Annotated in this window: 17 protein-coding genes; 6 read left to right on the forward strand and 11 right to left on the reverse strand. The window is 70.3% G+C overall.

Annotated elements, in window-relative coordinates; genetic code table 11:
* Positions 1-6: 6 nt before the first annotated feature.
* Positions 7-1,383: an NCS2 family permease gene (locus PKF00_RS17970; protein ID WP_271218692.1), complete on the forward strand. Its 1,377-nt coding sequence runs from the start codon at positions 7-9 to the stop codon at positions 1,381-1,383.
* Between the two features lie 221 nt (positions 1,384-1,604).
* On the opposite strand, the gene PKF00_RS17975 is transcribed toward PKF00_RS17970, so the two are convergent.
* Complete coding sequence (locus tag PKF00_RS17975; RefSeq protein ID WP_271218693.1) at positions 1,605-2,591, reverse strand: SecDF P1 head subdomain-containing protein; 987 nt, start codon at positions 2,589-2,591, stop codon at positions 1,605-1,607.
* Between the two features lie 264 nt (positions 2,592-2,855).
* Here PKF00_RS17975 and ald point away from each other — a divergent pair, with 264 nt between their 5' ends.
* Positions 2,856-3,971, forward strand: coding sequence for an alanine dehydrogenase (gene ald / locus PKF00_RS17980; protein ID WP_271218694.1), 1,116 nt, complete (start codon positions 2,856-2,858; stop codon positions 3,969-3,971).
* Between the two features lie 122 nt (positions 3,972-4,093).
* On the opposite strand, the gene PKF00_RS17985 is transcribed toward ald, so the two are convergent.
* Positions 4,094-4,804: a thioredoxin-like domain-containing protein gene (locus PKF00_RS17985; protein ID WP_271218695.1), complete on the reverse strand. Its 711-nt coding sequence runs from the start codon at positions 4,802-4,804 to the stop codon at positions 4,094-4,096.
* A gap of 122 nt (positions 4,805-4,926) precedes the next feature.
* On the opposite strand from PKF00_RS17985, the gene PKF00_RS17990 reads away from it, so the two are divergent.
* From PKF00_RS17990 to PKF00_RS18000, 3 genes are all read left to right on the forward strand, one after another.
* The gene (locus tag PKF00_RS17990; protein WP_271218696.1) at positions 4,927-5,574 is read left to right on the forward strand and encodes a DUF305 domain-containing protein; all 648 of its coding nucleotides are present in this window, start codon (positions 4,927-4,929) and stop codon (positions 5,572-5,574) included.
* 109 nt (positions 5,575-5,683) lie between these two features.
* Complete coding sequence (locus PKF00_RS17995; RefSeq protein ID WP_271218697.1) at positions 5,684-5,983, forward strand: DUF3467 domain-containing protein; 300 nt, start codon at positions 5,684-5,686, stop codon at positions 5,981-5,983.
* A 180-nt stretch (positions 5,984-6,163) separates the two neighbouring features.
* Entirely contained in the window at positions 6,164-6,766 is a 603-nt protein-coding gene (locus PKF00_RS18000) for a Uma2 family endonuclease (RefSeq protein WP_271218698.1), read from the forward strand.
* 53 nt (positions 6,767-6,819) lie between these two features.
* On the opposite strand, the gene trpS is transcribed toward PKF00_RS18000, so the two are convergent.
* The 9 genes from trpS to PKF00_RS18045 form a co-directional block, all read right to left on the reverse strand.
* On the reverse strand, positions 6,820-7,785 hold the full coding sequence (gene trpS / locus PKF00_RS18005) for a tryptophan--tRNA ligase (RefSeq protein ID WP_271218699.1): 966 nt from the start codon (positions 7,783-7,785) through the stop codon (positions 6,820-6,822).
* Between the two features lie 153 nt (positions 7,786-7,938).
* Positions 7,939-9,003: a threonine aldolase family protein gene (locus PKF00_RS18010; RefSeq protein ID WP_271218700.1), complete on the reverse strand. Its 1,065-nt coding sequence runs from the start codon at positions 9,001-9,003 to the stop codon at positions 7,939-7,941.
* An 86-nt stretch (positions 9,004-9,089) separates the two neighbouring features.
* Positions 9,090-9,731, reverse strand: coding sequence for an SDR family NAD(P)-dependent oxidoreductase (locus PKF00_RS18015; RefSeq protein ID WP_271218701.1), 642 nt, complete (start codon positions 9,729-9,731; stop codon positions 9,090-9,092).
* Positions 9,728-11,806, reverse strand: a complete 2,079-nt coding sequence (locus PKF00_RS18020) for a DUF6421 family protein (protein WP_271218702.1) — start codon at positions 11,804-11,806, stop codon at positions 9,728-9,730. The genes PKF00_RS18015 and PKF00_RS18020 overlap by 4 nt, the downstream gene beginning before the upstream one ends.
* A gap of 181 nt (positions 11,807-11,987) precedes the next feature.
* The gene (locus PKF00_RS18025; RefSeq protein WP_271218703.1) at positions 11,988-12,755 is read right to left on the reverse strand and encodes a sulfite exporter TauE/SafE family protein; all 768 of its coding nucleotides are present in this window, start codon (positions 12,753-12,755) and stop codon (positions 11,988-11,990) included.
* A complete protein-coding gene (locus PKF00_RS18030; protein ID WP_309298413.1) occupies positions 12,752-13,333 on the reverse strand; it encodes a rhodanese-like domain-containing protein in 582 nt (193 codons plus the stop codon). Before PKF00_RS18030 ends, PKF00_RS18025 begins: the two co-directional genes overlap by 4 nt.
* A gap of 140 nt (positions 13,334-13,473) precedes the next feature.
* A complete protein-coding gene (locus PKF00_RS18035) occupies positions 13,474-14,808 on the reverse strand; it encodes an MBL fold metallo-hydrolase (protein WP_271218704.1) in 1,335 nt (444 codons plus the stop codon).
* Between the two features lie 170 nt (positions 14,809-14,978).
* Positions 14,979-15,242, reverse strand: coding sequence for a metal-sensitive transcriptional regulator (locus PKF00_RS18040; protein ID WP_271218814.1), 264 nt, complete (start codon positions 15,240-15,242; stop codon positions 14,979-14,981).
* A 293-nt stretch (positions 15,243-15,535) separates the two neighbouring features.
* The gene (locus PKF00_RS18045) at positions 15,536-16,495 is read right to left on the reverse strand and encodes a LysR family transcriptional regulator (RefSeq protein ID WP_271218705.1); all 960 of its coding nucleotides are present in this window, start codon (positions 16,493-16,495) and stop codon (positions 15,536-15,538) included.
* 1,270 nt (positions 16,496-17,765) lie between these two features.
* Here PKF00_RS18045 and PKF00_RS18050 point away from each other — a divergent pair.
* The gene (locus tag PKF00_RS18050) at positions 17,766-19,349 is read left to right on the forward strand and encodes a glycosyl hydrolase family 18 protein (protein ID WP_271218706.1); all 1,584 of its coding nucleotides are present in this window, start codon (positions 17,766-17,768) and stop codon (positions 19,347-19,349) included.
* Positions 19,350-19,706: the final 357 nt, after the last annotated feature.

A 19,706-nucleotide genomic window follows, 5' to 3' on the forward strand; every position in this document is an offset into this window, starting at 1 on the left:
AGAGTCATGGACCGGTTCTTCGAACTGTCGGCGCGTGGTTCGACGGTCGGCCGTGAGGTCAGGGGCGGCATCACCACCTTCATGGCCATGGCCTACATCATCCTGCTCAACCCGATCATCCTGGGCGGGGCGACGGACGTCACCGGGGCGAAGCTGTCGATCCTGCAGCTGACCACGTCGACCATCCTCGCGGCCGCGGTGAGCACGCTGCTGATGGGCGTGGTCGGCAACGCGCCCTTCGGCGTCGCGGCCGGGCTGGGACTGAACGCGGTCGTCGCCTACCAGGCCGCGCCGCACATGACCTGGGCCCAGGCGATGGGGCTGGTCGTGCTGGAGGGCCTGGTGATCGTGCTGCTGGCGGTCTCCGGACTGCGCAGGCTCATCATGAACTCCATACCGCTCGCCCTGAAGCACGCGATCAGCGTGGGAATCGGGATGTTCATCGCGCTGATCGGGCTGGTCGACGCCGGCTTCGTCGCGAAGGGCACGGGGACGCCGGTGCAGCTCGGCGCGACCGGGCACCTGACGGGCTGGCCGGTCGCGGTCTTCAGCTTCGGCCTGCTGCTGATGATCGTGCTCTTCGTGCGCAGGACCAGGGGCGCCATCCTGATCGGCATCGCGGTCACCGCCGTCCTGGCGATCATCGTCAACTCGGTCGTCAGGATCGACCCGGCGAGCTGGGGCGTGGTGGTGCCCCGGGTGCCCGAGGGGGTGATCGCGGCGCCGGACTTCGGACTGGTCGGCCAGGTCGACCTGTTCGGCGGTTTCTCCCGCGCCGGGGCGCTGACCGCGACGGTCGTGCTGTTCACGCTGGTGCTGTCCGGGTTCTTCGACGCGATGGGCACGATCATCGGGGTGAGCGACGAGGCGGGCCTGGTCGACGCCGAGGGCCGGGTGCCCAGGCTGGGAGCGATCCTGACGGTCGACGGCGTCGCGGGGGCGGTCGGCGGACTCTCCAGCGCCTCGGCGAACACGGTGTTCGTCGAGTCGGCGGCCGGAGTCGGCGAGGGCGCGCGAACGGGCCTGGCCGCCCTGGTGACCGGGGCCCTGTTCGTGGTGACCCTGTTCTTCACCCCGATCGCCTCCGTGGTGCCCGCCGCCGCGGCGGCCCCCGCACTGGTGCTGGTGGGCGCGCTGATGATGACCCAGGCCAAGAACATCCCCTGGGATGATCTGACCCTCGCCGTCCCCGCGTTCCTGACGATCGCCCTGATGCCCTTCACCTACAGCATCACCAACGGCGTCGGCGCCGGTGTGATCTCCTACACGATCGTCCAGGCCGCGGTCGGCCGCGTCCGGCAGATCCCGTGGCTCCTGTGGGCGGTCACAGTGATCTTCGCGGCCTACTTCGCGATCGAGGCCCTCCGGGCCCTGTTCGTCTGAACGACCGCCTTCCGACGAGACGGCCTCCCCTCACCGCACTCACGGTCGCCGCGTCCCCTCACCACCTCCGTAGCCACCGCGTCCCCTCATCGCACTCACCGTCACCCCGAGCACCTCCGCCACACTGGCGATCGTTTGCAGCGCCGGTACGGCGAGCGGCGACGCGGAGCGGGTCGGCGCCGATGCGCGGCGCGCGACCGGGGACGTTTCCCGGTAGAGCGCTACCCCGTGGGCAGGGTCCCTCCGCCTCCCTGCGTTCCGGTGTTCCCCTGGGTTCCGGTGTTCCCCTGGGTCCCGGTGCTGCCTTGAGTTCCGGTGTTCCCCTGGGTCCCGGTGCTGCCTTGGGTTCCGGTGCCTCCCGTGGTGTCGGGAGTTCCCGTGGTGTCGGGAGTTCCCGTGGTGCCAGAGGACCCTGGAGTGGGGGACGTCCCGGTGGTCCCTGTGCTCCCCGGTGTGCCAGCGTCGCCGGGAGGCACCGTGCCCGTGGCACCGCCGGGGCTCGGCGTTCCGCCCGCGTCGAGCAACCTGGCGACCATGGCGTCGGCCTGTTCCTTGGTGAAGGAGCCCGCGATGCTCAGGCTGTCCTCGGTGATCACCTGGGCGACTCTGGGGGCGGCGACCACCTTCTCCCCCACGACGATCGCGATCTGCTGGGTGACCGCCTCCTTGGTCAGGTCGTTGATCTGGTCGCGGAACGCGGGCGCGAACGCGATCCTGACCGAGTACGCGCCGTTCTGCTCCTGGACCGCCTCGATCTTCCGTACGGCGTTCACGCTGACGCCGGGGGCGAGGGTGTAGCAGACCTGGCCGAGGTCGTCGGGCCTGGCGTCGGAGTCGGTGCACGGTCCCTGCTGCGAGCCCGTCACCGGCGCGAAGTGGATGGGGACGGCCAGACGCCGGGGTGGCGTGGCGCCGAGCGGCATGTCGGGGTTGCGGGTCATGAGAACCGCGAGGGTGCCGAGCACACCGGCGGTCAGCACGACGACGACCAGGGCGAGGATCAGGACGATCGTGGTGCCCCTGCTCGCCCGGGGAGGCCCGGGAGCCGTCCGGCCGGACGCCGTCTGGCCGGGCGCGGTCCGTCCGGGGGCCTGCGAGCCGCGCGCCCCCGGGTTCCCCGAACCGTCATGGGGAGCGGCCGGGCCGCCCCTGGGATCCGGCGGTCCCGTACGGCGGCCGCGGCGGCCGGGTGGAGGTCCCTGGGGCACCGGTGGGCCACCCGGACCACCCGATCCCGCATGCATCCCCATCGTCATGTCCCCGTATTCATTCTCGCGTCGGCTCGCGGCGAGCCTACCGATCACTCAAAGGACCCGGTAACCGGACGTCAACCCGGCCTCGGAAATATGACAACCGCTGCCATTTGACAGCCTGTTATCAAGCACCAGCGATTCCTTGCACCTTGCGCGTAGTACCCCCTTTCCCGGGAACGCAGAGTGAAGACGACACAGGTGCACAAATCTGGAGGAGCCGTGAAGATCGCAGTTCCCCGCGAGGTCAAGAACCACGAGTACCGCGTGGCCCTCACCCCTGCCGGAGCCCAGGAGTTCGTCCGCCATGGTCATCAGGTGTTCATCGAGAAAGACGCGGGGTCGGGGTCCTCGATTCCCGACTCCGACTTCCAGAGCGTGGGCGCGACCATCCTCGACTCGGCCGACGAGGTGTGGGCCGAGGGCGACCTGGTGCTGAAGGTCAAGGAGCCGGTCGCCGAGGAGTACCACCGGATGCGCAAGGGGCAGGTGCTCTTCACCTATCTGCACCTGGCCGCCTCCGAGGCGTGCACGCGGGCCATGCTCGAGTCGGGTGTCACCGGCATCGCCTACGAGACCGTGCAGAACGCGAACGGCTTCCTGCCGCTGCTCGCCCCGATGTCGGAGGTCGCGGGCAGGCTCGCCCCCCAGGTCGGGGCCTACCACCTGATGCGTCCCGAGGGCGGGCGCGGCGTGCTCATGGGAGGGGTCTCCGGTGTGCACGCGGCCAACGTGGTCGTGATCGGCGCCGGGGTCTCCGGCATGAACGCCGCGGTGATCGCCCTGGGCATGCAGGCCGAGGTGATCCTGCTCGACAAGAACATCGACAGACTCCGCCAGGCCGACGTGATCTACCAGGGCCACTGCCAGACGGTCGCGTCGAACAGCTACGAGGTCGAGCGCGCGGTCCTGAGCGCCGACCTGGTCATCGGCGCGGTCCTGGTGCCGGGGGCGAAGGCTCCCACGCTGGTCAGCAACGAACTGGTCTCGCGGATGCGCCCCGGCTCGGTCCTGGTGGACATCTCCATCGACCAGGGCGGCTGTTTCGAGGACTCCCGGCCGACCACCCACGCGGAGCCGACCTACCGGGTGCACGACTCGATCTTCTACTGCGTGGCGAACATGCCGGGCGCCGTCCCGCACACCTCGACCTACGCGCTGACCAACGTGACCCTGCCCTACGCCCTGGCGATCGCCGACCGGGGCTGGCGTGAGGCGCTGCGCGCCGATCCCGTGCTGGCCCCCGGACTGAACACGCACGAGGGGCACCTGACGAACCTGCCCGTCGCCGAGGCCCACGGCCTGGAGGCGGTGCCCCTCGGACAGGTGCTGGCCTGACCGCTTCCCGGTACCGGCGGTGTGCGGCCTACGGCGTCGCCGCGGTGTTTCGGTGTCCCCGCACGCGTACGGCCCCCGCCAGGCGGGAGCCGTACCGTGTGACGCGGGCCGTGCCCGTCAGGTCAGGAGCTCGGCGTGGCGCTCGGCGACGGGCTCGTCGTGGGAGCCGTGGACTCCCCCTGGCTCGGGGCGCCCGTCGGGGTGGTCGCCGGGATCGGAGCCTCGGCGGTCGTGCTGTTGATGCCACCGCTGCAGGTCGCGCCGAACTCGGGGGTCTCGGTGCTGTTGTTCCTGTACTTGGCGATGTACTTGGGCAGGCGCGGATCGTCGGCGCTGTCCAGCTTGAGCTGCTTGTTCCAGGAGCTGGCCACGACCTTGGCGGGCAGTCCGGGATAGGGGCTCAGGAGCATGTACTCCTTGGAGGCCAGCTCCTTGAGCTTGGCCACCTGCTCCTTGGGCAGGTCCGGCTGGTAGGTGATCCACACCGCGCCGTGCTCCATCGAGTGGACGGCGTTCTCGCTGTTGATCGGCTTGTCGTAGACGCCGCAGGTCTGCCAGGCCGGGTTGTGCTCACCGCCCATGGGCGGGTTCTCCTTGTAGCTCACCTTGGTCTGGACGTGCACGCTGCCTGGATACTTGGCGCTCGTGACGCCGTCCAGCGAGGTCGTCGCCCGCTCGTTGACCAGGTAGAAGCCGACCAGCCCGACGAGCAGAACCACGACGACGCCGCCGACGCCCCACATCAGGAACGCCGCCCTGCGTTCCTGTCGCTTCTGCTCCGCACGCATCCGGGCGAGATTCTCTCGCCTCGCCTGCGCCTTTTCCTTCGTCATCGACCCTCCAGCCGGCAACCAACTCCGGGTCAGACTATGCCCTAACCGTGTGTGTGGAGAATAAAGGAATCACAATGCGTGATACAGCGACGATTCGCCACAGTGGGTACTCTGGGCAGGCGATGGAAACCCCCGCTGGAAACACTGCGAAGTCCGGACGCCGCACGGCGCTCGTCGTGCTGCTCACCTGCCTTGCCGCCGCGGCGGCGCTGCTGCTGATCGTCGGGAGGAGCACCGCGCCGACCGACGCCTCATCTGAGGCGGGGTTCGCCCGCGACATGTCGACCCACCACGCCCAGGCCGTCGAGATGTCCTTCATCGCCAGGGACGGCAGCAAGGACGACGCGGTCAGACGGCTCGCCTACGACATCATCGTCACCCAGACCGCACAGCGCGGGATGTTCAGCGGCTGGCTCCAGCAGTGGGGTCTGGAGCAGTCCAGCGAGCGTCCGCCGATGGCGTGGATGGCCGGTCACGGCCACGGCGTAACGGCGGCCGCCTCCGGCACGATGCCCGGTATGGCCGGCGAGGATGAGCTCAAGAGGCTCCGCGAGGCCACGGGCAAGGACCAGGAGATCCTCTTCCTCCAGCTCATGATCCGTCATCATGAGGGCGGCGTGCAGATGAGCCAGGGGCTGCTGAAACTGTCGGACCGCGACGAGGTGGCCACCACGGCGCGGCACATCGTCGACGGCCAGACAGGAGAGATCAAGCTGATGACCGACATGCTGGCTCAACGCGGCGCCCAGCCGCTGCCGTCCATTCTTTGACGAACCGCCCCTGACGGCGTCCGCCTCGACGAGGTCGGCGCGTCCCCGCGCTGCCGACCCCCCGGCCAGGGCAGCATGGAGCCGATCCGGCCGGAGGAGATAAAACAGAATGGTGAACGACGAACCGGAGAACCGCCTGGAGGTGAGCATCTCCGCCGAGGTGGAGTCCGGGCAGTACGCCAACTTCGCGTCGGTGTGGCACACCCAGGATGGCTTTGTTCTGGACTTCGCAGTGATCACCAGACCACCCCAGCTCGCCAACGACCCCTCGTCCGGCCAGCACTTCGTCAGTGTGCCGACCAGGATCGTCAGCCGGATCCGCATCCCCCCGAGCCAGGTGTTCGAGCTGATGAAGGCCCTGGAACAGCAGCTCACCCAGTACGAGAACGAGACGGGCCGAAAGTCCTGACTCTCGCCGCGCCCTTCCGGGAACCCGGCGTCACCTCGCGTCACCGGGAGCCGTGAGCCCGCGGCCGCGCGTCTCGCGGGGAGCGGAATCCGCCCTCCCGTCGGCGAACGCTTCGTCACCGTACGGAATCAGTGCGATACTCCTCGCGTTGGAAACGTTCCAGAACGGACGGGGTGTGCCGTGGTCACGACATCCGGGCCGGATCGGCGGGACACCGGGACGGCAGGGCGCAAAGCGCCCGTCACCCTCCGGGAGTTCGTCGACCGCCTTCCCGAGACACCGCATTTCCGCGTCGAGGTCGTCAACGGAAGGGTGATCGTGAGCCCTCTCAGCTCTCCCCGCCATTCGTGGATCGTCGCACTGCTCGTCGAGGCCTTCCTGCCCGCCGCCCGGACGCGGGGCTGGCGCGTCTGGCCCGGGCTTGAGGTGTGCGCCTCCTGGAGCGGCGAGCCGCTGGTCCCGGACTTCGCCGTGGGACCGCGGGACGCGCCCCGCTGGGGCGAGCGCGAGGTCCTGTCGGACGGGCTCGTCCTGGTCGCCGAGGTGGTCTCCGCCGCCGGCGCGCGGGAGGATCGCGAGGACAAGCCGCACGTCTACGCCAGGGGCGGCGTGCCGCTCCTGCTGGTCGTCGACCCGGAGACCGAGCCGGGAAGCGTCACCCTGCACGGTGACCTCGCCTACGGCCGATACCAGACCGTCACGACGGTGGAGATGGGCGACAAGCTCCTCATCCCGCCTCCGATCGACGTCACACTCGACACCGCGATCCTCCTGGACGCCTGAGCGGCCCCCGCCGCGGCCCCTTCAGCAGGCGCGTCCGGGGCGGGCGGCGTCCTTCAGAGCACGCCGATGGCCCTGCGGGCCGAGTCCATGAGGCCTGCGGTGCGCTCGACGGCCGTGGCGGCTCCGGCGGCGAGGAGCCGTGCCAGCTCGGCGGGGTCGGCCGACAGCTCGGCGTGGCGCTCCTGGACGGGCCGCAGCGCCTCGACCACGGCCTCCGCGGTCTCGCGTTTGAGCGCGCCGTACGTCTGGTAGGCGAGCGACTCGACCTGCTGCCCCGAGCAGACCGCGAGCAGGGTGAGCAGGTTGGAGACGCCGGGCTTCTCCGCGGGGTCGTAGCGGACCTCGGTCTCCGAGTCGGTGACCGCGCGCATGACCTTGCGGCGGATGTCGGCGGGCTCGTCGAGAAGATAGATCGTTCCGGCGGCCGAGCCGTCGGACTTGCCCATTTTGGAGTCGGGTGTGGTCAGGTCCATGACCCTGGCGGCGAGCTGCGGATGGACGGCCTCCGGCACGGTGAAGGTGTCGCCGTAGAGGCGGTTGAACCGCAGCGCGAGGTCCCTGGTCAGCTCGACGTGCTGGCGCTGGTCGTCCCCCACGGGCACGATGTCCGCCCGGTGCAGCAGGATGTCGGCGGCCATCAGCGCCGGATAGGTCAGCAGGGACAGGCGGACCTCCTCCTGGTTCGCCGACTTCTCCTTGAACTGGATCATCCGCCGCATCTCGCCGAAGTAGGCGGTGCTCTCCAGCAGGTAGGCCAGCTCGGTGTGCGCGGGCACCCGGGACTGGATGTAGACCAGCGACCGGTCGAGGCCACAGGCGAGCAGCAGGGTCGCCGCCTCCAGCGTGCGGGCGCGCAACCGCTCGGGGTCGTGCTTGACGGTCAGGGCGTGCAGGTCGGCGACCGCGTAGACGCAGTCGGCCTCGTCCTGGAGGCGTACGGCGGGCATGATGGCGCCGAGCAGGTTGCCGAGTGTCAGATGGCCCGTCGGCTTGAAAGCCGAGAAGACACGCTTGGTCATGGTCGCTCCTCGCGAAAAGAAGGGACCGCCGCGCACCGGGGGCGTACACAACGAGAAACGGCCGCCGGTTCCGGGCGGCCGTCTGGTTGCGCAGTCAGGGCTGGCTAGCGGGTCCGCCGAGGGCGGCCCGCCACAGACCCAGACTGTGCTTGCTCACATACAGGAGCGTATCTCCTCCGCCACGGCGGCGGCAAAGGCATTCACGTCGGCCTCCGTCGTGTCGAAGGCGGTCATCCAGCGAACCTCGCCGGTGGCCTCGTTCCAGGTGTAGAAGCGGAAGCGCTTCTGCAGGCGCTCGGTCACCTCCCTGGGCAGGATCGCGAAGACCGCGTTCGCCTGCACGGGACGCGGCACCTCGACCCCGGGGACATCCCGTACGGCGTCGGCCAGCAGGCGGGCCATGGCGTTGGCGTTGCGGGCGTTGCGCAGCCACAGGTCTCCGGCGAGCAGCGCCTCGAACTGCACCGAGACGAACCTCATCTTCGAGGCGAGCTGCATCGAGGTCTTGCGGAGGTAGCGCAGCCCGCGGACCGCGTCGGGGTTGAGGACCACGACGGCCTCGCCGAACATCAGCCCCGCCTTGGTGCCGCCGAAGGACAGCACGTCGACTCCCGCGTCCGTGGTGAACGCGCGCAGCGGCACGTCCAGCGCGGCGGCCGCGTTGGTCGCGCGGGCTCCGTCGAGGTGGACGAGCATGCCGAGCTGGTGGGCGTGATCGCAGATCGCCCTGATCTCCTCCGGGGTGTAGAGCGTGCCCAGCTCGGTGGTCTGCGTGATCGAGACGACCTTGGGCTGGGCGCGGTGCTCGTCGCCGAATCCCCAGGCCTGGGTGTCGATCAGCTCGGGGGTGAGCTTGCCGTCAGGGGTGGCGACGGTGAGCAGCTTGAGCCCCGCCGAGCGCTCGGGGGCTCCGCCCTCGTCGGTGTGGATGTGGGCGGACTCGGCGCAGACGACCGCCTCCCAGGGGGCGGTCATCGCGCGGAGCGCGACCACGTTGGCGCCGGTGCCGTTGAACATCGGCCAGGCCTCGGCCGTCGGACCGAAGTGCCTCCTGAAGACGTCCTGCAACGCCCGGGTGTAGACGTCGTCACCGTAGGCGGTCTGGTGTCCCTCGTTGGCCAGGGCTATGGCCTGGAGGATCTCGGGGTGGACCCCGGCGTAGTTGTCGCTGGCGAACCCCTTGACCAGCGGGTCGTGTCTGCGGATGGCGTCCGTCACTTCTTTTCCCCTCAGTGAGGCGGCCGGTGGTTGACGGCCGGCCGCCTCCGTCGTGCTCGTTCGTCCCGCCCTCGGGCGGGGTCGTCTCACTCGCGGACGAGGACGATCCTGTCTCCGTTGACGTCGGTGTCCCAGAGACCGTCGATCGCCTCGGCGAGGTCGTCGACGTCGGTGAACCCGGGGAACCTCCGCTCCGGGTTCGCCTCGCGCATGGCCTGGTTCACCAGCGCCTTGACGACCAGGATGTTCGCCGTGGAGTTCGTGCCCTCCAGCGCGTCGGCGAAGGCCAGGGTCCAGGCCTCCGAGGCGGCCTTGGCGGTGCCGTAGGCGGCGTTGCCCTGGGTGGGACGCTCGGCGGCGGTGGCGGAGACGATGGCGAACCTGCCTCGCTCGCTCGCCTTGAGCAGCGGCTCGAAGGCGAGCGTGACGTGCTGCAGGGTGCGGATCAGCAGGTCGTGCAGCAGGTCCCAGTCTTCGAGCCTGGTCTCGGCGAAGGTCTTCGACCCGCGCCAGCCGCCGACCAGGTGGGCGATGCCGTCCACTCTGCCGTGCTCGGCCTCGACGTCGGCCGCGAGCCGCTTGACGGCGTCGAAGTCGAGGAGGTCGACCGGGAGGGTCCCGTCGGCGCCGGACTTGTCGACGCCGATGACGGTGTGGCCCTTGTCCGTGAAACGGCGCACGACGGCCTGGCCTGCGGGGCCGGCCGCGCCGGCGACAAGGATGATCATGCTCGGATCCCCTTCGTGGACTCGACGACATCGCCGAGCTTACGGCGCAGGGCCTCGTAGAACATGCTCAGGGGGAACTCGTCGGGCAGCACCGCGTCGACCACGGCCTTGGGGAACCCCTCGACCGGCAGCGCGTCCACGCCCCGGTTCCAGACGGAGGCGGGGTGCGGCTCCACGTAGGCCGCGACGAGCTGGTGGGCGGCCAGCCAGTGGGCGAGCTTGGCGCGGTCGATCCCGTCGCGGTAGAGCTTCTCCACCTCTCCGCGCAGGTCGGCGACGCCGTCGGCGAGCCGGGACCAGTCGACGCTCAGCCGGTTGTCCGTCCACCTGACGATGTCGTTGCGGTGGAGGTAGGCGAAGAGCAGCTGCCCGCCGAGCCCGTCGTAGTTGCGAACCCGGTCGCCGGTGATCGGGAAGCGGAACAACCGGTCGAACAGGATGGCGAGCTGGACGTAGCGGGCGTGCGGGACGCCCTCCTGCTCCAGCTTCACGGCCTCGCCGAACGCGGTCAGGTCACAGCGGAGCTCCTCCAGGGAGTACAGCCAGTACGGCATGCGCTGCTTGATCATGAACGGGTCGAACGGCAGGTCGCCGTGGCTGTGGGTGCGGTCGTGGATCAGGTCCCAGAGCACGAAGGTGTCCTGGGCCAGCTCCTGCGACTCGACCAGCCTGGCCGCGTCCGGCGGCAGCGCCAGCTTGAGCGTGGTCGCCGCGGCCCGGCTGACCGCGCGGAAGCGCGCCGCCTCGCGGTCGCAGAAGATGCCGCCCCAGGTGAAGCGGGCTGGGATCTCGCGCACCGCGACGGTCTCGGGGAAGAGCACCGCGGAGTTGGTGTCGTAGCCGGAGGTGAAGTCCTCGAAGGCGATGGGCACGAACATCGGGTTGTCGTAGCGCTCCCGCTCCAGCTTGGCCAGCCACTCGGGCCAGACGGTGCGGATCCACACGGCCTCGATGTAGCGGAAGGTGGTGCCGTTCTGGGTGTACATCGGGAAGACGACCAGGTGCTCCAGGCCGTCGACCCGCTGGGTGTCGGGATGGAAGGCGTTGAGCGAGTCCAGGAAGTCGGGGACGCCCAGGCCCTGCTCGACCCACTTGCGGAAGTCGGCGACCACCGCGGCGAGGTAGGCCTCGTCGTGGGGGAAGCGGGGGGCGAGCCGTGCGACGTGGTCGACGATCTCGGCGATCAGCTCGACCGCCCGGTCGCGGTCGCCCTCGATGGAGCCGTCCTTGGCCTGCAGCGGCTTGAGCGCCTCGACGGCGGTCTTGAGCTCCCCGAAGACCTCATGGGCGGAAGTGGCGCCCGTCCCGGCCTCCGTGGCTGAGGGGGCCGGGACGCGCGCGGCCCAGGTGACGAGGTTGCCCCAGAGGGCGGCGTGGTCGTGGTCGCCGATGGAGTCGTCGCCGAACAGGTCGGAGTCGGCGAGGACCACGACCCTGCCCTCGCCGTGCCGTACGGCCAGCGCCAGCGGCGCGCCCGCGGGGTCGGCGGTCGGCGAGGTGCGGAACAGCACGGTCGCGTGGTCCGGGCCGGTCAGGACGCCGGCCCGGTAGAAGCACGCCCGGCGGGCCCCGGCCAGCGGGTCCTCCTCCGCGGTCTCGCCGGGGACGCCCAGGATCCAGGAGGCCACGCCGTTGTGGGAGTTCCTGGGGTCCTGCACGGTGGTGTGCTCGACGCCCACGCCGAAGCGGTCGAGCAGCTCGGCGAGGTTGCTGCCGTACTTCTCCTGCTCGCACTCGGCGAGCACGACCAGCCCGCCGCCCGCCGCGACGTAGTCCTCGATCGCGTCGAGCTCCTCGACGGGCAGAATCGGGCTGCCCAGGCCCGTGGTGCGCTCCCAGCGGTTGGCCGAGGGGTGCGCGATCACGAAGACGTCCTGGCCCGCGAGGAGCGCGAGGGTGATCGGCCCCTCGGTGTGCGCGGTCACGGTGTGGCCGAGGCGGCGCAGCAGGTCCGCGGCGCGCGCGTAGCTGTTGTCGTCGGGATGTCCCGGATTCATCGTTTCGGCCACGTCCCTGCGGATGGTCCATGACTCGTTGTGTGCCTCGTCGAAGAGCACCCGTGGGAACGCTCGCACGATAAATCCTCCCTCAGATGTGACCCAATGACGGAAAATATACACAAGAGACCCAAATTTTGACACATCCCTTACGGCAGGACTCTGAGGAGCTTCGGGCTCCGGCGCCTCGTTCCGGTCGGTCTCGAAGGTTTCGGTCACCGCCCGGAGCGGAGCCGACGCCCGGAGCGGAAGGGTCACCTCACGCGAAGGCCCCCGCGGCGACCACCGGCGCCAGGGCGAGGACGGTCCAGGCGAACAGGCGCCGCACCCGCTTCTCAGGCAGCCTCCCGGCGAACCTGCCCGCGAGGAGAGAGGTCAGCAGCGCGCCCGCCGCGAAGGTCAGCGCGATCCCGTAGTCCAGGTCGGCGGCCCCCGCGTGCCCGGCGAATCCGGCGGCCGCGTTGACCAGGATGACCACCAGGGAGGTCGCGACGGCCTCCGACGCGGCCAGGCCGAGCAGCAGGGTGAGTGCGGGAACGACGGCGAAGCCGCCGCCGACGCCGAACACTCCGGTCAGGAGCCCGACACCGGCGCCCGCCGCGAGGGCGCGAGGCAGGCAGCGGCGGCGGTCGACCCGCCCCGCGCCGGTCCGGCAGGCTCCGCCGTGGGATTCGCCGCCCCGGATCATGCGCACGGCCACGACGGCCATGACGACCGCGAACCCGGGCAGCGTCAGCCACTCGGGAAGGGCTCGGCCGACCGCCGCTCCGGCGAGCGCGGCGGGCACGCCGCCTGCGGCGAACACGGCCGCGACCGGCCAGCGCACCTGCCCGCCGCCGATCCTGGGAAGCAGGGCTCCCGCGCTGGAGACCGCGACCACCAGCAGGGAGGTCGGAATGGCCACGGTCATCGGCTGACCCACTCCGTACACCAGGACGGGAACGGCCAGCACCGAGCCTCCCGCGCCGAGCAGTCCGAGCGTCAGACCGACGACCACCGCGCCGACAAGCGTCAGCGCCACACTCATCGCGGACACGCCCGGCCAGGCGCGCCCGTCACGTCGGCACCGGTGCCGGTGCCGGTGCCGCGGTTGTACGGCAGGCGGGCCAGGAGCATGCCCATCATGCAGTTGTCGCTGGCCCCGGCGTAGGTCAGCCCCGCGCCGACGAACCCGGTGACCAGCAGGGCCCAGGGCACCCAGAGGCTCGCCACGACCGAGACCAGGACCAGGAGTCCCGCGACCAGGCGGACCTGCCGCTCCAGGCTCCAGCGCTGCCTTCCCCGGACGACGGGGGCGCCGGAGGCGATCCAGGAGCCCATCCCACCCGCCAGGACCGCCGTCTCCCGCACTCCGGCGGACGCCAGCTTCGCCTGGGCGGTGCGGGCGCGGCCGCCCGACTGGCAGACGAGCACGACCCCGCCGGACGCCTCCCCCTGGGGCAGGGGCAGGCTCTCGTCGAGCCGGTCCAGCGGGAGGTTGACCGCGCCCTCGATGTGCGCGGTCTCGAACTCGGCGGGGGTGCGCACGTCCAGCAGCAGCACGCCGGAGCCCGAGGCGGTCAGGGCACGGGCGGAGGCCACGTCGACGGTGGATGAGAGGATCAAGGAAGTTCTCCGTTCGGTGTGGTTCTTCGGAAGCGACGCCGACGTGGCGGGCGGCGCGGCGGGCGGCGCGCGAGGCGGACAGGCCCCGCGCGGCGGGCGCGCGGGCCCCGCGGCGGCCGGCCAGGCTTCTGTGTGACGGGTCAGGCCTCGAGGGCGGCGGCCACGTCGTGGGCTCCCGAGCCGTTGAGCACCACCGCCCGGTAGCCCTCGCGGGCGAGGATCGTCGCGGCGATCGATGCGCGGCGGCCCGAGCCGCAGGCGACCAGCACCCGGCGGTCGCGGTCCAGCTCGGCGGGGACGCCCTCGGCGACCAGGTCGGGCAGGAACCGCTCGGTCGCACCGGGCAGCGGGGCCGCGCGCCGCTCCACGGGCATCCGGACGTCCAGCACCTGGGCTCCGGACGTCAGGGCGAGGAAGCCCTCCAGGTCCACCAGGTCGAACCGGGCGCTCCCGATGTCGCCGAGGTCGCGGACGACGCCCCTGACGTCGTCCATGCCGATCCTGCTGAGCTGCGTGACGGCCTCGGCCACGTCCTGGCCCGGTTCGGCGACGAGCGCGACCGGCGCGCCGTACGGCACCAGCCAGCCGGCCCAGCTGCCGAAGTCGTCGCCGAGTTCGATCCCGGTCGAGCCGGGGACGAACCCTGCGGCCTGTTCCCCCCTGGGCCTGACGTCGATCACGTGGACGCCGCCCCTCAGCTCCTCGGGAAGTTCCTCGGGGCCGATCTCCCGGAGGTCGCCCTCCGGCGGCGCGGGGACGCCCAGGACGTTGGCCGGACCCATGTGGGCGTAGAAGGCGGGGATCGGCATCGGGTCCGCCAGCAGTTCCCCGGCGAACGACTCCGCGTCCGGCAGGCCGAGCAGCGCGTTGCCCTCGAGCTCGTCGCCGATCGTCGAGGTGTGCCGGCCCGCGCCGCTGACACCGCAGAACGAGCCCTCGCCGTGGGTCGGGTAGAGGCCGACGTCACGGGGAAGGGCGGCGAGCCGGCGCAGCGAGCCGTACTGGAGCCTGGCCAGCGTTCCGGCGCGCTCGGGTCCCAGCAGGTCCGGACGTCCCGCGGAGGTGACGAGCAGGCTGCCGCCGGAGAACACCGCGACCGGTTCGCCGTCGATCAGCACCAGATAGCTGGTGTGCTCGGGGGTGTGGCCCGGGGTGTGGATCGGGCGGATGGTCAGCCCGTCCGTGCCGGGGATGTCCTCCAGGTGGAAGGCGGGCGTGTGCGGGTAGGCGGCCGCGGAGGCGGCGGGCAGCACCAGTTCGGCGCCGGTGCGCAGCGCGGCCTGCTCGGCGCCTGACAGGTAGTCGTTGTGCAGGTGGGTCTCCAGCACGAACCGCAGGTCGACGTCCCGCTCGGCGGCGGCGTCCAGGAAGCGGCCGATGTCACGCTGGGGATCGACGAGCACGCCCTTGCCCTCGTGGGTGAGCAGATAGGTCTGGTCTCCCAGACCGGGGGTCCTGAAGGGGATGACCTCCATGACCTCACTCCTTTCCTTGGTACCCCGGGGGGTATGCAGCAGACGAAAAATACCCCGGGGGGTATCTGGAGAACACGGATGACCCATTCCATGAGGAACGGGGGCCGCTCGGCCCGAGGACGGGCCCACGGCCCGGGGAGCGGGCGTCCGGCCCGCCCCCGGGAGGGCGATCAGGCCAGGGCGAGGAAGAGCTTCTCCAGCTCGGCGAGGTCCATCGGGGGCTCCTCGCCACGCTGCTGGGCGGCCTGGCAATGACGCAGTCCGGTGGCCACCAGTTTGAAACCCGCCCGGTCGAGCGCCTTGGAGACCGCCGCCAGCTGGGTGAGCACCTTGACGCAGTCCTCCCCCGCCTCGATCATCGCGATCACTCCGGCGAGCTGACCGTTGGCCCTGCGAAGCCTGGCGAGGGCGTCACCCGCCAGCGTCTCGTCCATCTGCACGCTCGTTCTCCCTTCGAACGCCTTCACCATACCCCAGGGGGTACTTGAGCAGGCAAATCAGTTCAGAGAGTCAATCATCCGACAGACATCGCGGAACCGGCGGACCTCCCGGTCAAGGCCGTCGCGGGCGCGCGCCCCACCGGGCCTGCCGGGCGCGGACGGCTTTCCGGAAGACGCGTCGTCGGTCTCCCGCACGAGGTCCCCGGCCGTCCCCCTGCCTCCGCGGAACGGATCCGGACAGCGCCGCCGGTCCGCCCGGGGAGACGGGGACGGCCTCCCGACTCCCGTCACAGCTGCTTCAGCGGCCCGTGCCTCTCCAACCAGTGACGGTAGGCGGGGGCGCGCTGCGACTCCGTCCAGTAGGTGGTGGTGAGCACCCTGACCAGGTCGTCGGCGTGCGCGCTGATCGGGCCGGGAGCGGTCCATCCGATGAGATGGCGAAACCGCAGGGGAGAGTCGATCAGCGGACGGATCACGATGCCCTCACGGCCCGGGGCCGTGGCCTGGAACAGGCTGACGCAGCGCCCCTCCGCCACCAGGTCGACCCCCACCTCGAGGTTGACCCCGTAGGCCACGCGCGGCGTGAAGCCGTGCCTGGTGCAGGTGCTCCAGAAGTACTCGCGCGGCCCCGACTCCAGCGGGGTGGGCAGGGCCCAGTCTTCCTCCGCGAGGTCGCGCAGCTCGATCTCCTGCCGCTCCGCCAGCGGATGGTTCGACGGCAGCCCGACGAACAGCGGCTCGACCGCGATGGCGGTGTACACCGCGCCCGGCGGCGGGGAGAGCCTGTGGTCCGGATAGTCGTCAAGGGTCGCCAGCTCGATCCGCTCCGACTCGAGCAGGCGCGGCAGCGTGTCGATCGTCTGCTCGGTGAGCAGCCTGATCTCCGCGCCGGGAAGCAACTGGCGGAGCGTTCTCGCCAGGTAGATCCTCAGGCGGGTCGGGGCGCAGCCGACGCGTATCGGCGCTATCTCGTCGGGAGGAGGCGTGTAGCGCCTGGCGGTCCGCTCGAGCTCGTCGACGGCGGAGACCAGGGACCGGGAGCGGACCAGCAGCCACTCGCCCAGCCGGGTCGGGCGAGCCCCGTCGGGGCCGCGGTCGAACAGGGGATCGCCGAACATCTGCTCGATGCGGCGCAGCTGAGCGGTGAGCGCGGGCTGGGACATCTTCAGGGTCGCGGCCGCCCTGGAGATGCTCCCGCTGTCCGCGATCGCGCACAGCACCCTCAGATGACGAACCTGGAGATCCACGCATCGAGAGTAAAAGCAAAGAAGCTTTCCAGTAAGGCCTAATCGCCGAAGAAGGCAGGACACGCTTTGGAAACGAGGCATCTTTGTCGGGTATACACCGTTAAATCCCCCAAGAAACCGATCCCCGCTTCCGCCGCCCCGGGCCGCGGACCTCCCTCGGCACCGGTACGGCGAGCGGCGACGCGGCCCGGATCGCCGTCGACGGCGGCGCGCGCCCCGCCCTCCCGTTTCACCCCGTCACCAACCGCGAAACAGGTCGTTCCAGAACGTCGGCGACGTCGCCGCCGGGTCGGCCGCCTCCGCCCCGCCCTCTAGATGCCCCTTTCGGCGAGAGGGCCGACGCCCGCCCGGCCGACGGCCTCCCGAACTCCCGGAAGCCACGGAGCGGCGCCGGAAACAAGGGAGATCGTTTTTACGACATCCAACCTGAGCACCCCTCGCGATCACTCCCATATGAGGCTCGATAAAATCACAGGAACCACCCAGTTAGCGTAATTGTGGACGACCGCCAGTAAACCTCAGTCGACGGCCATAAACGCTCTAATGCACATATATGAGCTTCTCGGCCGGGCACCCGCCGCCTCCGCGGGAACCGTGGAGCAGAGCGCACCGACATGGCCGCGTCCCCCCACCCGTGAGGCGCCCCCTTCGGTGAGACGGCCGATGCCCGCCCCCGAAAACCGACCGGGCCCAGGAACGACGCAGCACGGAGCCGGGCAAGGCGAGGCCGGGCAAGGCAGGGCGGCGCGGCGCGGCGCGGCGCGGAAAGTGGAGGGCGACGCGGAGGGCGGAGAGCGGCACGGAAGACCGAGGCGAAAGGCTGAGGCGGAGGGCGGCGCGGAGGCGGAGGGCCGAGGCGGAGGGCGGATCAGGATATGGCGAAACGGGGCGGAGCGAGCGGCTGACCCATTGGACACGATCGGCGTTCCAGACGGCACGGTCGGTGACAATGGCCGCGATCCCCTATCAGCACGACAGCCTCAAATGGCTCCTGAGCTGTGGACCTTGTCAGCGACAACGCGACGGAAGGCCGACCCCAGGCGGCCGAGTTGAGTCGGTGATCCGGATGGCAAGGAGCAATTCGGGCACGGAGGTGCAGGTGTTGACATTCCAGGAATAAAACTTGTTATGGACATTGACTGAATTTCTCTCGATAATTCGTTGCACCTGTTGACCTCAAGCCCCCCACAGCGCGGCCTATCAACCCTTTGCCGCGCTGTCTATGCCCGGTGACCTGTCACGTCCGGGCGACAGAAGGGTTGTACCCCCCATGAAGCGAACCCCCCGCCTACTCGCGCTCGCAGTGTCGATACTGCTGGCGACCCTGGGTGTCCTCATCACGCAGACGTCGGCCCAAGCGGCCAACCTGCTCGCGAACCCGGGCTTCGAAGCCGGATCCCTCTCCCCCTGGTCATGCACCGGCGGGCTGGGATCGGTCGTCAGCACCCCGGTCCGCTCCGGCTCCGGCGCTCTCGCCGGCGCGGCGAGCGGCTCCGACACCGCCCAGTGCACCCAGACCGTGACCGTCCTGCCGAACACCGCCTACAACGTGAGCGCCTGGGTGCGCGGCAGCTACGTGTACCTCGGCGTGAACGGCGGCTCGTCCCGCTGGACCTCGTCGGCGTCGACGTACACGCAGCTCAGCGTCTCGTTCACCACCGGAGCCAACCAGACCAGCGCCGTGGTCTACCTGCACGGCTGGTACGGGCAGGGCACCTACTACGCCGACGACGTCAGCTTCGACGGTCCCGGCCCCTCGCCCTCGCCGACTCCGACCACCTCCCCCTCTCCGACGGTCTCGCCCTCGCCGACGGTCTCCCCGTCTCCGACCGTCTCGCCCTCCCCGACCGTCTCCCCCTCTCCGACGGTCTCCCCCTCGCCCTCGCCGACCGGCGGCGTCACCTGCCCGGTGAAGTCGAGGCCCGCGGGCAAGGTCACCCAGGGCTACTGGGAGAACTGGGACGGTGCGATCAACGGCGTGCACCCGCCGTTCGGCTGGACCCCGATCAACGACCCCCGCATCAAGCAGCACGGCTACAACGTGATCAACGCCGCCTTCCCGGTCATCCGCTCCGACGGCACCGTGCTGTGGGAGGACGGGATGGACGCCACCGTCAAGGTCTCCACTCCGGCTGAGATGTGCGACGCCAAGGCCGCGGGCGCCACCATCCTGATGTCGATCGGCGGCGCGACGGCCGGCATCGACCTCAGCTCCAGCACCGTCGCCGACAAGTTCGTCGCGACCGTCGTGCCGATCCTGAAGAAGTACAACTTCGACGGCATCGACATCGACATCGAGACCGGCCTGTCCGGCAGCGGCAACATCAACCAGCTGTCCGCGTCGCAGTCCAACCTCATCCGGATCATCGACGGCGTGCTCGCCCAGATGCCCTCCAACTTCGGCCTGACCATGGCCCCCGAGACGGCCTACGTCACCGGCGGCAGCGTGACCTACGGCTCGATCTGGGGCGCGTACCTGCCGATCATCAAGAAGTACGCCGACAACGGCCGCCTCTGGTGGCTGAACATGCAGTACTACAACGGAAGCATGTACGGCTGCTCCGGCGACTCCTACTCCGCGGGCACGGTTCAGGGCTTCGTCGCCCAGACCACCTGCCTGGACAAGGGCCTGGTCATCCAGGGCACCACGATCAGGGTTCCCCTCGACAAGCAGGTCCCCGGTCTGCCCGCCCAGCCCGGAGCCGGAGGCGGCTACATGTCCCCCTCCCTGGTCTCCCAGAGCTGGAACAGCTTCAGCGGCGGCCTCAAGGGCCTGATGACCTGGTCCATCAACTGGGACGGCTCGAAGGGCTGGACCTTCGGCGACAACGCCAAGTCGCTGCAGGGCCGCTGACCGGACGCCCGACACCCGAACACCTGAACACCCGAAGGCCACTCCCGATCACTCGGGGGTGGCCTTCGGCCTTGTGCCCGCCGGACGGGACCCGAACCGCGCCGTCGGCGCGGCCCGGCGAGTGAACACGGCCCGCTCACCCGCCCGAACCCCTGGCGCCGGCGTTCCCGGAGTCGGCTTCGGGCGCGCCCCTGAGGCCGGTGTCGAGCCTGGCGCGGACGTTCCTGAGGCCGGTGTCGAGCCTGGCGCGGACGTTCCTGAGGCCGGTGTCGAGCTTGGCGCGGACGTTCCTGAGGCCGGTGTCGAGCCTGTCCTTGAGATCGGGCTCAAGGGCCCTGATTCCGCCTGGCCGAGAAG

This window comes from Streptosporangium carneum (assembly GCF_027922005.1).
GTDB classification, from domain to species: domain Bacteria; phylum Actinomycetota; class Actinomycetes; order Streptosporangiales; family Streptosporangiaceae; genus Streptosporangium; species Streptosporangium carneum.

Excerpts from the sequence above, each read along its gene's own strand:
- PKF00_RS17970 (WP_271218692.1), top strand. The coding sequence starts at position 7 with ATGGACCGGTTCTTCGAACTGTCGGCGCGTGGTTCGACGGTCGGCCGT.
- PKF00_RS17985 (WP_271218695.1), bottom strand. The coding sequence starts at position 4,804 with ATGACGAAGGAAAAGGCGCAGGCGAGGCGAGAGAATCTCGCCCGGATG.
- PKF00_RS17990 (WP_271218696.1), top strand. The coding sequence starts at position 4,927 with ATGGAAACCCCCGCTGGAAACACTGCGAAGTCCGGACGCCGCACGGCG.
- PKF00_RS17995 (WP_271218697.1), top strand. The coding sequence starts at position 5,684 with ATGGTGAACGACGAACCGGAGAACCGCCTGGAGGTGAGCATCTCCGCC.
- trpS (WP_271218699.1), bottom strand. The coding sequence starts at position 7,785 with ATGACCAAGCGTGTCTTCTCGGCTTTCAAGCCGACGGGCCATCTGACA.
- PKF00_RS18015 (WP_271218701.1), bottom strand. The coding sequence starts at position 9,731 with ATGATCATCCTTGTCGCCGGCGCGGCCGGCCCCGCAGGCCAGGCCGTC.
- PKF00_RS18025 (WP_271218703.1), bottom strand. The coding sequence starts at position 12,755 with ATGAGTGTGGCGCTGACGCTTGTCGGCGCGGTGGTCGTCGGTCTGACG.
- PKF00_RS18035 (WP_271218704.1), bottom strand. The coding sequence starts at position 14,808 with ATGGAGGTCATCCCCTTCAGGACCCCCGGTCTGGGAGACCAGACCTAT.
- PKF00_RS18040 (WP_271218814.1), bottom strand. The coding sequence starts at position 15,242 with ATGGACGAGACGCTGGCGGGTGACGCCCTCGCCAGGCTTCGCAGGGCC.
- PKF00_RS18050 (WP_271218706.1), top strand. The coding sequence starts at position 17,766 with ATGAAGCGAACCCCCCGCCTACTCGCGCTCGCAGTGTCGATACTGCTG.